5 protein-coding genes are annotated in these 13790 nt (G+C 52.2%); all 5 read right to left on the reverse strand.

From position 1 onward, the window contains the following. Position 1: 1 nt before the first annotated feature. A complete protein-coding gene (locus QW71_RS01315) occupies positions 2 to 4561 on the reverse strand; it encodes a glycosyl hydrolase 115 family protein (protein WP_039292364.1) in 4560 nt (1519 codons plus the stop codon). Between the two features lie 21 nt (positions 4562 to 4582). Continuing rightward, positions 4583 to 7672 carry a family 43 glycosylhydrolase gene (locus tag QW71_RS38455; RefSeq protein ID WP_083442359.1) on the reverse strand — a complete coding sequence of 1030 codons (3090 nt, stop codon included), beginning with the start codon at positions 7670 to 7672 and terminating at the stop codon, positions 4583 to 4585. Between the two features lie 1023 nt (positions 7673 to 8695). Then, positions 8696 to 10525 carry a sensor histidine kinase gene (locus tag QW71_RS01325; RefSeq protein WP_039292087.1) on the reverse strand — a complete coding sequence of 610 codons (1830 nt, stop codon included), beginning with the start codon at positions 10523 to 10525 and terminating at the stop codon, positions 8696 to 8698. Positions 10526 to 10545: 20 nt separating this feature from the next. Then, the gene (locus QW71_RS01330) at positions 10546 to 11988 is read right to left on the reverse strand and encodes a response regulator (RefSeq protein ID WP_039292090.1); all 1443 of its coding nucleotides are present in this window, start codon (positions 11986 to 11988) and stop codon (positions 10546 to 10548) included. Between the two features lie 77 nt (positions 11989 to 12065). Then, the gene (locus QW71_RS01335; protein WP_152679664.1) at positions 12066 to 13670 is read right to left on the reverse strand and encodes an extracellular solute-binding protein; all 1605 of its coding nucleotides are present in this window, start codon (positions 13668 to 13670) and stop codon (positions 12066 to 12068) included. Positions 13671 to 13790 lie beyond the last annotated feature (120 nt).

The raw sequence follows: 13790 nt of genomic DNA on the forward strand, positions 1-13790 counted from the left end.
ACTATCCCTCCAGGGCTCCCGCTGCTTCAGCAGGTGTATCATATGTTTCCGGCTGGGCAGTATCGGCATCAGTATTAATATTAATCTTGCTAACCTTAAAGTCGTCGTAGTCGATGGAGGCGTTGGCGTAGCCGTCGATACCGAACCGCTGGCCTGTCAGCTTGCTGCCGCCGGTATGGCGGAAGGCGAAGTCAGTAGCCACCGGAACCGGATCATCGTTAATATAGACGCTGTACGTCTTGGCATCCCAGTTAGCCGCCATTTTGATTGTGTACCATGTATTTAGATTGAAGTCTTTAACCTTAACCTTGCTGGAGGCTCCATTCTGCACAACGATTTTACCCGTATCAAACGCCGTGACCATGGAGTAATTGCTGCTCCCGCTGTCATTTCTCACCATGGCGCCATTGGCGTACGGGAAGCTGCTGTTGACTCTGGCACGGTATTCGATAACGATCCGCTGATTCGCAGCTGCCTTGACCTCACCTGCATATGGAAGGAACAGGTCAGCCTTGCCGGAAGCAGAAGCTGTGGTCAGCCGCAGGAACTTATTCCCATCCTCCTCCTGCACAGTGGCCGTAGCACCATTAGTCATCCCCTCAACGTTAAAGCCGTAAGGATATTTGCCTGCCGTATCACCCGAGAAATCCCGGTATACATTATAGGTCACGCCACCCCCTGTAAGGAGGAGGGAGTTATCCAGCGCTGTCTCGGCGGCAGTAATGGCATTCAGGGCTTCATCCGCTTGCTGCTGCGAAGCTGTACCGCTCATGGCCAAGGCATCCGCCGCAGCAAGGGCGCTCATTAAGGAGGCGTATGCCGCCTGACTGTATTGACCGGGAGCGTCACCTAAGGGATAAGAGATTCCGGACATTGCGGCGCGCTTCGCGTTCACAGCGGTCTGGAGCCTCTGCCCTACAGTACTCTCTGTGCGCAGAGAGGGCGTCCAGAGGACGTCGGTCGGCGTCTCGCCGCTCTTCGTCAGGTAGATACGGTCGATATACAGACCGTCCTCGCGCATCCACAGGCTGAAGGCATGTTCGGCTGCTGTGGCGGCGGTAACCTTGCCTACGTTTTTCCAGTGCCACTTCTCATCCAGATTATTGCTGAAGAATACATCTGCAGAGAAGTTGCCAAGCGTGCCGTCCAGCCCGCCGCGAATGGAATCGGAAGCGTTGTCAACATACCGCCAGCGGACCCAGACATTGTACGTACCCGTGTTGCTGAAATGGATGGTGTACGTCAATTCCGGACTATATACAGGGAATTCTGCATTCTCTGACCATTGTCCGCCCAGATCGGGAAGGCGCATGGCCATGCCGGTGTCTGATTGAGTCAGACGCCAGGCATTGGGAAGCTTCCCTGCCGCCAGGGCCTTATCCCGCTTTGAGACGGTGTACGCCTTCATATCCGCGGTAATCTGATCTTCGGATTCAAGCACATGCTCCATGGCGTATTCGGCTTCAATGCCCACCTTTCCATCCGCTTCTACAAAAGCTCCCCCGCCCCAGCCGGCCGGGATATTCTTCGGCTGCGCTGCCGCCAGGGTCCAAGGCAGAAGATCAGTGCCGGAGCTGAAGGATGTGTTGTATTCGTGGTGGTAACTCTCGTCAGGACCCAGCTCGGTTGGAATAATACCCTCCAGACCGGTGTAGAGCACCATTTTGTCAACCATAATAAAGTTATCTACCATCCACAGCTTGATCGAGTGTTGTCCCGCTGACAGAGCCGGAAGATTCACCACATGCTTCTCGATCATATGGAAGATGTTGCTGACCCAGATGGTGCCCTGCCCCTCATCGGCGGCGGCCGATTCCACAACCATCGGGGCTTCGTTATCTACAGATACTGCAAAGCGTACCTTCCCCTTGGAATTCAGCGTGGGAATCCGGTAGATCTCCAGCGGGAACTCCCCGGCAGAGGTCAGGTTAATGTCATACTCCAGGCTTGGAGCAGATGAGGTGACCGCACTCTCCTCCACGGCACTCAGGTCTGGAGCATAGGCACGCACGACATCTCCGCCAAAAGCACGCCCCAGATCAGGGATGATCTGCCAGGTCTTAGCGCCGTTCGGGTTCAAGCGGCTGTAATGCTCGGCTTCGATCGAGACATAGCCGTCAGCCTCCGCGTAGCCTTGAATGGCGGACAGAGGTACTGCCGGATTCTCAATGACCACCTGAATGATCTTATTCGTGCCTGCGGCAGTGTCGGTAATCGTAATTGCAGCGATTGCGCCCTGGTGGGCTTCCATCTGATCCACGGTCACCCAGAGCCGGGTCTCGTCGCTTACGGTTCCTGCCCCAGCGGATAGCTGTATCCATGGCTGATCGGCGGCGGCCGTCCAGCTGATGCTGCCGGCTCCTTTGTTGAAGACTAGAACGAACTTGCCATCCTGGTTGTATGGGGAGAAGACCAGACTGGAGTTCTCCTGCGGCATTACCTCACCCTGCACGACCACCCCCATGGACGGGTCGCCCAGCACCAGAGCAGGTGTGCCGGGCGGAAGCTGATTAATGACCGGAGGTGGCGCAATCTCGGGATCGATGAATCCCTTCCATTTGCCCTCTGCTATCGTGCTGTAGCGCGCAATCTCCGCTTTTTTTGCCCGATCAGCCTCCTGAGAGAGCTTGAGGAACGTATCAGCGGAAGCCATCCTGCCCTGATCGGAAGCGAGATTGCTTCGATCCGCATAATAGTAGGCTTTGTTGACGTAATAGGCCCAGTTTATTTTGGATTGCACCAGTTCATAGAAGCTCAGCTTCTGCGCCTCAGGCAACGCATTGTAGATAGCGGCGGTACGGTTGAACAAGTCCTGGTATACCGCCATGCGCCTGGAGCTCTCATCCCCGTAGTCCGTCTGGTTGAACAGGCCCGCCTTCATATGCTCAAGCTTGCGGACATTAGTGTGCTGGTAGAAGGTGCCCAGAATGTCAGCGGTCTCATCACTGTACGCACTGCCAAAATGTTCGGAAGCCCAGTCCTTCAGAAATTGATCCGCGCGGTTCTTGTACTTCTCTGTGTCCCACCCGTAACGGATGAAGAAGGTCATCTCGGCCTCCTGCGGCTTGATATCGCCCACATTGAGTATCCATGACTTGCGGATCTGATGATCCCATGACTTGCTTAGCTCTTCGCCGATCAGGGCCAGGGGGATCGAATTGAGCCACAAATAGCTCTGGTCAACTGGTGCCCAGTAAGAAACATGATAGTATAGACCGTGACCGCCTTCGCGCGCACGTTCTGCGGCATCCGGAACACTCCGCATGATTCCGTGATTATCATCGCACCAGATCACGGTCACATTCTCCGGCAGATCAAATCCGGGATGATTATAGATAGGCAGAACTTCCTTGTAAGGGATGAACGCCAGGAAGGCATTCTCGTATTTATCCTGGCCTAGTATCTCCCGAAGCAGCTTCTGCTGTTCCCGGATGATCTCATTCATGAGGGCAGCTTTGCGCTCTTCCAGATCACCGCCCAGGTAATTAAAAGCAGGTTCCATGAGATTCTTTACATTGAAAGCCTCGTCATGGATTCCCCTCATCCCTAGCGTCCACTGCGCATCAGTATCCTGATGGCGTTCAATATTTTCCCGCCAGTACTGAAGCACGGCCTCCTTGCTTACGGTGTAATCGTACTGGATCGTGTCGGGGTTAACCCCCTTCCGGGCAGCATAGCTCTTTTTCCACTCATCCCACTCGTGGGTGTTCGTACGCAGCAGCATATCGGGATGACTGGAGCCGAGCACGATGCCGTATTCCTGTACCAGCTCCATATTGCCCGGCACATTGTTGATTGAATTGACATGCATGGCCGCCCAGAGGTAATTGCCCTTCAGCCGCAAAATGAGCTCGAAAATTCTGGCATAAGTGTGCGGCCCCATCGTGTCCGGGTCTTGGAAGACCTCCTTGGCCCAGCGGCTGAGCTTCTCCTCATCATTGAGGAATACGCCCCGGTACTGCACATCGGGCATGTCAGTAACCGAAGTATTGGCCGCTATATATACCTCATCCTTGGTTTGGATTGCAGTGTCTGCGAAAAAATACCACGGGTCTACCCCCATCCGTTCCGAGAGCTCGTATACGCCAAAGATGGCTCCACGGGAATCCGATCCGGCGATGACCAGCGTATTGCCGTCTACCACCTTGATAAGGTAGGCTTCCCATTTGTTTTCAATTGCGCTTACTTCAGCTGCGCTGATCTTCCCTTCGGTGATAAGCGCCTGGATCTGAGCGCTGTCAGCCAGTGTACCCACGATCACGACGGGGCCATGGGGCAAGGCGGCCCCGCTATTCACATAGGCGTCCAGACGGGTGACCCGCCTGATATCCTCCTTCAAGTCATTCACCACGCGTCTGACTGGAGCTTTCTCCCCGGCGTCAACCCAGAGGGCCGCTGCCGTTCCGTTAGCCGCCAGAGGGAAATCACCGGGGTTCCCCGCTTCAGATACTATTCCACCATCCTCTAAAGGGGGAGTATTGGCAGCATAGGCGGGCATCACCCCGGCCAAAAGTACGATTGTGATCATCATTGCAAACAAACGTTTTGAATATCGGATCACTTCAGCTCACCCCATTATTGGTTAATCTCCGGTAACCCTGACTTTAAAATCGTCGAAGTCGATAGAGGCGTTCGCGTAGCCGTCGATGCCGAACAGCTGGCCGGTCAGCTTGCTGCCGCCGGTATGGCGGAAGCTGAAGTCCGTGGCCACCGGAACCGGAGCATCGTTAATATAGACGGTATAAGTCTTGGCGTCCCAGTTAGCGACCATTTTGATTTTGTACCATGTGCTCAGACTGAAGTCTTTAACCTTAACCTTATTGGAGGCTCCATTCTGCACGATGATTTTACCCGTATCAAACGCCGTGACCATGGAATAATTGCCGGTACCGCTGTCGTTTCTCACCATGGCTCCATTAGCGTACTGGAAGCTGCTGTTTAATCTGACGCGGTATTCGATGACGACGCGCTGATCCGCCTCAGCTTTGACCTCACCTGTATATGGCAGGAACAGATTGGCCTTGCCCGCTGTAGCGGTAGTCGTCAGCCGGAGGAATTTATTCCCGCCTTCCTCCTGCACAGTGGCGGTAGCGCCACCAGTGAGAGCTTCGCTGACAATGCCGTATGGGTATTTGCCCGCCGTGTCGCCGGAGAAATCCCGGTAAGCGTTATAGAACACACCATCCTGTGTAGTGTTAAGCGAAGCTAACAGGGCGGCTTCTGCTTCAGCAAGCTTATTAAGCTCCCCGTCAAACTGCTCTTTGGTCAAATTCGCGTTCCCGGCCAGTTCCTCCGCGTGATCCACTTCGGCCACGAAGGCGTTATACTTGGATTGACTATAGTTACCTAGCCCGTCGCCCAAAGGATAGGAGAAATTGACCAGCTTGCCGCGGAGCTGGTTCACAATCTCATCCAGACCATAACCCGGAACAACTTCTACGGAAACGGTGGAGAAGAACTCACGTCCGGCCAGCTTCAGGGTAACAGGCACCTGAACTGTGCCAATCGAACTGAAATCAAGTCCTGTCAGCTCCCGGCTGACGACAGCGGCCTGCTTCGGTTTATTTTTGTAAACGACATCCACAATGCCGGGCAGCTTGGGGCTTACACCAGAAGGAGTCCTCACTACAGAAGCTACTTGAATCGCATCCGATGCTGCAATTACCTTCAAGCGGAAGGTGACCTGCTTGCCGCTATATGCGGCTGTAATGAAGGCTGTGCCCGGTTTAACCGCGTATACTGAACGGGTGACTGGATCAGAATCTATCCGGGCCACTCCGGGATCGCTGCTGGTATACTGGGCATTCTGTGTCACATTTTGTACTTCATAGTTATTGTAATGTGCTGTTAGCTGAAGTGGTAAGCTGGTCTGCCCGCTGATCAGAATGGGCTTCAACCCGCTGAAGACTACGGACTGCACAGATTTAGGTTCAGCAGCAACATTAACTGCGGTTGTGGCCATTTTCCCGTTGTAAGATGCGGTAATGATGGCACTTCCAGCACCGGCAGCCTTAATCTGATTCCCGCCTTCAATAACAGCCACCTTCGTATCGGAAGAGCTGAGGACAACTCCCGTGTTAACAGCGGAATAGGTAGTACCTGTTACCGTATACAGAGGCAAGCTGCGGATTTCCCCCAGTCCCAGCGCATACCCCGGAGAGCCGAATAGAAGCTCCGCCGTATCAAGCCGGAATACGTCCATACTGTCGATCTCGGCCAGATTGTTCCCCTTCGAGAAACGGAGGAGGTTATCGCCTTGCTGAAGATAGACTTTCGCCGTGGAAGCTCCCCAGCGGTTATCGCCCGAATAGACGATGTTCAGATTGGCACCGGAACCGCCGTTGACCGACAGGATATGGGAGGCATCTCCCGCCCCCGTTGAGCCATTGGCATTACGCACAGACAGCATATAAAATCCCGCCTCCGGCACGTTAACTGTAAACCGGGCATAATCATTGGGGTTCCTGATATTGGCGACTTTCATCCCGCCGGAAGCGGAGGCTTCCCGCCGGACAGCCGGGAAAGATTCACCAGCCGGATCTTGCACCAGTATCGCTGCTTCCGCTTCATAACGCGTCCGCACCGGCTCACCCGAAGGCACTGCAAGCGGTCTGTTCGGATCGGCGGGTTCTCCCAGGTTCGGTGTATGGTCTGCATTCCAGGTGAACTTCTGCGCACGGACATTGCGGGTCCAGCCTGAGCCCGGCCAGCGCGCGGTATGGTAGATAATCCAGTCCTCTGTACCGTCTGGAGAGGTGACGATACTGTGGTGGCCCGGGCCGTAGACGCCATTCGCGCTGGAGAAGACCGGCTGATCGCGCTTGATCCAGGAGCCCGGATTCAGCGGATCATCGCCGAGCTTGGCGGTAATCAGCCCGAGACAGTAGCTGTCCGTCCAGCTTCCGTTGGCAGAATAGATCAGGTTAATGGTGTCGCCCTTTATAGTGATCTGCGGGCCTTCATTGATTCTGCCCGGGGACGTCTCCCAATCATGCTCAGGCGTAGATATCAGTACCCGCTGCGAGCTGATGGTCCGCGGGTCGCTCATCCGGGCGATGTATAGATTCTGGAAGCTTCCGTCCATATCTTCCCAGCCGGACCAGATGAAATAGTGTTGTTCACCCACCGTCAGCACTGTGCCGTCGATCGCCCAGCGGTCGGTGGGATCGGTAATTTTCCCTTTGAACTCCCAGGTTCCGCTCAGCGGATCTGCACTGGCGTTCTCCAGCACGTACATACGGTGGTTGGCGTTAGTTCCGTTGTCGGCTGCGAAGTAGATATACCATTTGTACGCTCCGTCCGTATCTTTGAGATAGTGCATTTCCGGCGCCCACACATTGGAGCTGTACTGTGTTCCTTTAACCGGTGTCCAGGCCAGGCTCCGCTCGCCCGCTTCAATGCCGGTGATGGTCTTCGCCCTGCGAATCATGATCCCGCTGGCATTGACGAATACGTTGTAATAATAGCCGTCCGTATGCTGGTATACCCAAGGATCGGCTCCCGTCTGCATAATAACATTGTAGAAATCGGACACTTTATTCCCTCCCTGTACAACCGCCGGCTCCGGCGAAGCCGGCATCGACTCTTCCGCAGCAGCCACCCCGCCCCATTGTGGCAGCATCAGCAGCAGTGCGAGACACAGCAGCAGAACTCTGGATTTTTTGCCAGGCATGTGCAGCCCTCCTTCGATAGATAAAAACGCTTTCATTTTTTCATCTCCCTCTTGTTTAGATTTTTCGGGTTAGCGTCCTCATTCTACCTTCTGGAGAACATTAAAAAAATGTACTATCTTAAATGGTTTTTGTAACCGTTTTAGAAAAAGTGCTTTACCTGTGGCAGGAAACAAGCAGAAACGGCAACGCCGTCCTTTTAAATGGTTCTGTTTCAGCGAGAAATAGTAGGATAAGTTATCGTGTGAAACTCATAATTTCTTATCTTTGAATAAAATCACCCGGAGGGCAAATCTGAGGTTATATAAGAGGCACTTAAGTATTGAACTTGAAGCTTCGTCGTCACTGCGGTGAACATTTGGACTTCCGGCCGCTGTTGTCACCAGATTTCTTGATTAATACGGCTCTTCGCGGTGGAAATTCGACTTTAGGCACTTAAGTATTGAACTTGAAGCTTCGTCGTCACTGCGGTGAACATTTGGACTTCCGGCCGCTGTTGTCACCAGATTTCTTGATTAATACGGCTCTTCGCGGTGGAAATTCGACTTTTTGTTTATTTCTTTAGTGCCTCTTATATGGAATAAATGATTAGTTGGATAAACGTCATTTAGTTTCAGGCCTTTCCTTTAATCTGATCGATTTACAGCCTAATAAGTGCTGATTATCCACCTGTTACCCGGCAAGGGCTCCTCTGTTCCTGAGCAAGTGTTGAGAATCCAACTATTTCCGGCGACAGGCGCTGCCACATCCTTGCCCATACTGTTGCCAGCTTATGAAGCTACAATCAAATGCAATCCAAAAAGACACCTCCCGGTTAAAGGAAGTGTCCTGGTTGCACATTCGATTAGCCTATCTGGCCTTCCCGGCAACGATCTGTCTGATGAGCTCCAGGGGAACCTTGGGAATCCAGCCGGATCTTACGAATTGCGGAAGGGGATATTCTGTCCGCAGGATCGGTGTAGTTATAGCTCATATCCCCTTCGTTCATCTCATAATTTTCTGAGTTGCTGTTACTCTTTCAAAGGCTACTCTTCTAAAGATATGCGGTCATTAACCAGCTGCGGAATCTTCACGGTCACTGTCGTTCCATGCCCGAACCGGCTTTCTATGGTGATCCCGTAACCTTCTCCGAACAGCAGCCGGAGCCTGTTATGGATATTGGTGATCCCAATGCCTTGTGCCGGTGGTCCGTCTGATGCCCGCGCCGGGTACTCCATACCCAGCTTGGCCTGGAGGGCGGCCAGCTCCTCCGGTTCCATTCCTTTCCCTGTATCTGTAATACAGAAGCACACATCTCCATGCGCATCCATCCTTCCGGTAACCAGGAGCCGGCCGCCTTCGTCCATCCGCTCCAGCCCGTGGTAGACAGAATTCTCCACAATAGGCTGGAGGATCATCTTAGGCGTCTTCATAGATAGCAGACTCTCCTTCACATCAAGCTCCATGGAGAATTTATTCTCGTAGCGGATTAAGATAATCTTCATATAGGCCTGAATACAGTCCACTTCTTCCCTAATCTGTACAAGATTATCCTTCTTGATGCTGTACCTGAAGATTTTAGACATGCAGAATGTAATTTGCGCAATCTCCCTGCTTCCGTATTCCAATCCGATGCTGCTGATACAGTTCAGTGTATTATAGAGGAAATGGGGATTAATCTGGCTCTGCAGGGCAGAGAACTCCGCCTGCTTCTGGCTCAGCTCGGATTCATAGAGTCTGGCCTGGGTAGCAAACATATCCCGGGCCATCTCCTCCATTTCATCCATCATCCGGTTAATGTCGCGGGCCAGCAAGCCTACTTCATTCGTGAACCGGACTTTAATGCGGAAGCCCATGTCCCGCCGCCCGACCCTCTTCATATCCATAACAAGTCCCATTAACGGACGCATCAGATTGTTCAGGAAGAAGCTGCCGGTTAAGAGCATGGTTAGAATAATGCCAATGCCGACGATAATACTGACCTTCCGCATCGGGGCCATGTCCGCAGTCAGTTCATGCACCGGAATCATACTGACCACCCGCCATCCGTCTGCCTGCTCCAGACCCTTGACCTGAACGAGAATCTCTTCTCCGTCAATGGTAGTCTTTACGCCGTGAAGCAGACTGTCCTTGTCCATAGACAGAACTTCCCGGAACAACGTGCCTCGTGCACTGGAATTCGTGGAGGCGATTACTTCGTCCCGGTTATTCAGTATGTACAAGGTGGAATTGGCTGTTAATTCTGTATTTTCCACCAGCCCCTGCAGCTTGTCCATATTGACCATCACGGTGCAGTAACCTGTAATCTGAGAGAAATGGATTCCACCTATATTCTCCACAATCGGCGCGATATAGAAGAATTGTTCCGTACCTGTGCGGTCGTCCTTCAGAATCGTGGTGAACATCCCCTGCTCCCGCAGCATGGGGTCATCCTTATATTTCTGAATAAAAGTTTCATAGGGGTTGATGAAGAATATATCGCCGCTTGCCGAGTCCAGACTATGCAGCCGCCTTCCCTTGATGTCGTTAATGACAATGCCGTTCACATAGGAATTGAAGGATCTCATATATTCCATAAGATCCAGTGCATACGGACCGCTGTCGAACGCTCTTTTGTAGTCATCAACCTCCACGGAGAATTCCTGAATCAGCTTGCTGTTGACTGCAATGCCGGTGCTGACCCGGATATCATTGAACACAGTATCAATCTTGCGGCGGGTCTGTTCAATCATCTGGTTGCCGTAAGTGGCAGCCCGCTTCTGGGTTAAATTAGAGAAGCTATGGAAGAAATAGATCTCCATGACGGTAAATATAACGATCGAGAAAAAAAAGATAAGCCATATCTGATGTTTTAATTTCACTTTACTGGTCTTCATGGCTTACCGCTCCGATCCGATTAGCTTTTTCTGAATTTGGTGGGCGTCTTCCCGCAATGCTTCTTGAACACTTTATTGAAATAATAATAATCCACATACCCGGACTTAACGGCAATTTGCTCAATGGACAGGTCCGTCTGCTTCAGCAGCTCCCGGGCTTTCCTGATCCTCAGCTCTGCCACATATTCGGAGAAGGTTCTGCCCAGATTGTTCTTGAACAACTGACAGCAATACACCTGATTAATAAAGAACTGGACAGACAAATCCTTCAGATACAGCTTCTGCTCAAAGTTCCGGTCGATATAGGCGACCATCCGGTTGAAGCAGGATAGGATATCCCCTTCCTGCAAGGAACGGCTGCTGCCTTGCCGGATGACCGTAAGGACGTCATGCAAGAAGCTGCACAGAGACGCAAAGTCTTCGAACCGTTCCTTGATCTCGGAATAATTGAGGAATTCCAGCTCCATGTCCCTCAGTTCCTTAGCATACGCGTTGATAAGCATCCCGACAGCCTGATTCCATAAGTAGACCACCTCACCCATGCCCAGATGATGGTTCCTGAAGTATTCCTGCAGTCCTGTAATGTACACATCCATCTCGTCAAGCGAATTCCCGTGAATGATCGTATAGAGTCCATCAATGCAAGGTTTCACGAGATGAAGCTTCGGCTCATAGTGAACGGCTGCTGCCGTCTGCTCCAGAAAAATATGCGAGGCGGACAGGTCAGCTTCTTTAATCAGCTTGCTCACCTGCTGAAGCTGGCTGGTGATGCTGCTGATGCCTACACTTTGGATTCCTGTCTCTGTCAGCACCCCTTCATCCGGGGTCCACTCCAAGCCGCTCAAATGCTCTGCCATCCGCACGACCAGCAGCTTCCGGGACCCGGCTTCAACCTCCACGGCAGTTATATTTCTGCCCCCCGGAGACAACAGCTTCCTGATATCCTTAATGTCACTCAACAAATAGACCGCAAACACCTGGTAATAGCATACAGCCATGCTGGCCGGAAGCGGCAGGAACCGCCTGATCTCGGTCTCATCCCCCGAGGTCAGCGCATCCAGAAGAAGGTGATTGCGTGCTGCACTTCTCCGGGTGAAGTGACTCGCCAGCTTCGCAATGAATGTATCCGCCATATCCACGTCCAGAGGCTTCAGGAAATAATCGAGCGCCCCGTAGCGTATCGCTTCCTGGGCGTATTCAAATTCTCCATATCCGCTTACGATGACAAACTCGGTGTTCAGCCCTTGCGCTCTGGCCCGCTTCATCAGATCCAGCCCGGAGATATCCGGCATCCGGATATCCGTAAACACCAAGTCCGGCTGCTGTGTACACATGGCCTCCCACGCTTTGTAAGCGCTTGTAAATTGTCCTGTGATTTCAAAACCGTATTTCTCCCAGTCAAAGGCGTTCTGAATTCCTCTTATCGCCCATGACTCATCATCTACAATCATGACCTTGAACATGGGTAGCCTCCTGAACAGGAAATTAGGATAAACCACGGTGAAGAACAATCAGTGGTTTATCCGGATTCCATGATGAACTATTGTTTGGCTGTGACTTCCCTGTAATTCTTCACATTCGCCTCTTGAACGGCCTGGCCGCCGGCGTCCATATATTCTTTAACCAGCTTATCGTACAGAGCATCGAACTCTGCCGGCTTGGCAACGATCAGCCTGTCAATCATTTGCTTGTTCATGTCGCCCAGGGTTTTGCCGTACTTGATATTGGCTTCGTTCGGTACGCCATAGTTGAAGCTGCTATAGCCGTCCGTTGTATTGATTGCATAGGAATCGGTAGCCAGCTTCTCGTAACTCTTTTCCCCGGCTGCCAGCGCTGCCGCGTATGTTCTGACATTCTTTTCGGTATCACCCAGCTCAGCGCCGTTTACAATCATCGTATAATCCATATTCAAATTGCTCATTTGCATTTTTTCGCCGCTCTGTTCAATCCCGTGCGGAATGCCGTCAACCAGCTTGTGGTTAACACCTTCATCACCGAACTGCAGGAAGAACATCACTTCCGGGTCAGCCATCCAGTTCAGATATTTTATCGCCAGCTCCGCATTCTTGCTGCTCTTGGGAATAAAGGAGAATATTCCATTCTCATTATATACCTCTTTGAGGTATTTGCCTTCGTCATTTTTGAAGGTATCAATCGGAACATAATTGGCCTCCGGCGCGTTTTGCTTCAGCGGAACACGAATTTTTTGTGTCATCGGATAATCCCAGTTGGCGGCATAGAAGCCTACTTTGCCGTTGGTTACATCGGCATCCGCCTGCTTGGTTGTTTTGTCCAGGGCAAAATCTGGGCTGATCAGCTTCTCATTGTACAGCTTGTTCAGCCATTGGTAGGCCTCCTTGTTGCCTGGCTTCAGCCAGTTGGGCGTAGTGACGAATTCCTCCTCGGACATGGGCTTCCAGAACGATTGCACCAGATTGCCGAAGGTGTAGTTCATACCGGCAGCCGCTGTAGCCCAAGGGATGACGCCGTCTACATTACCGGGGTTCTTGTCGCGGAAGGCCACCAGCGTCTCATACAATTCATCCCGGTTCGTCGGAAGCGGCAGGCCCAGCTTATCCAGCCAATCCTTGCGGATGAACATTCCGTTCCAGGCCAGCAGGGTCCGCTTGCCCGGGATGGAGACCTGTTTGCCGTCATATTTGCCGTAGGATAGCACATTCTCGCCCAGGTAAGCCTTCAATTGCTGCCCGTGCTGCTCCAGCAATTCGTCCAGTGTATAGAGTCCCTTGCTTTTGGCGAAGCGGGTGACCAGTGTCCCGTCGTAGGTGAAGGAAATATCAGGGGCCTGGTTCGCAGCCATTAATACATTCAGCTTGTCGACTTCCTGGGAGCGGGGGACAGGAACAAATTCTACCACGGCATTATTGGGCTTGCCGAATTTCTCATTGACATATTGGGTCCATTTGTTGTTGTTCAAATCCGGCTGTCCCTGAACCCCGCGGTCGAACACTTCTACCGTCAAGGTTACCGGAGCACCGGAAGGGGCCCCAGATGCAGTCGTTGAGGCCTCTGACGACGATGTCTCCCCGCTCTTGTTGCCATTCCCTCCACAGCCTGCCGCAACACCGGCCAAAAGCACTGTACTACACAGAACTGCTGTTAATTTTTTCATGCCCGTCTTCACTATAAACCACCCTTTCAAGACCCTATTTATTGAAATCGTTCATGCTGTAAACCCTTGCAGCTTTACATTTACCATTCAACTGTCCTGGAATCCCCTCCTTTGATCTAATATGTTGTTCTA

Source organism: Paenibacillus sp. IHB B 3415 (assembly GCF_000802655.2).
Taxonomy (GTDB): Bacteria; Bacillota; Bacilli; order Paenibacillales; family Paenibacillaceae; genus Paenibacillus_AQ; species Paenibacillus_AQ phytohabitans.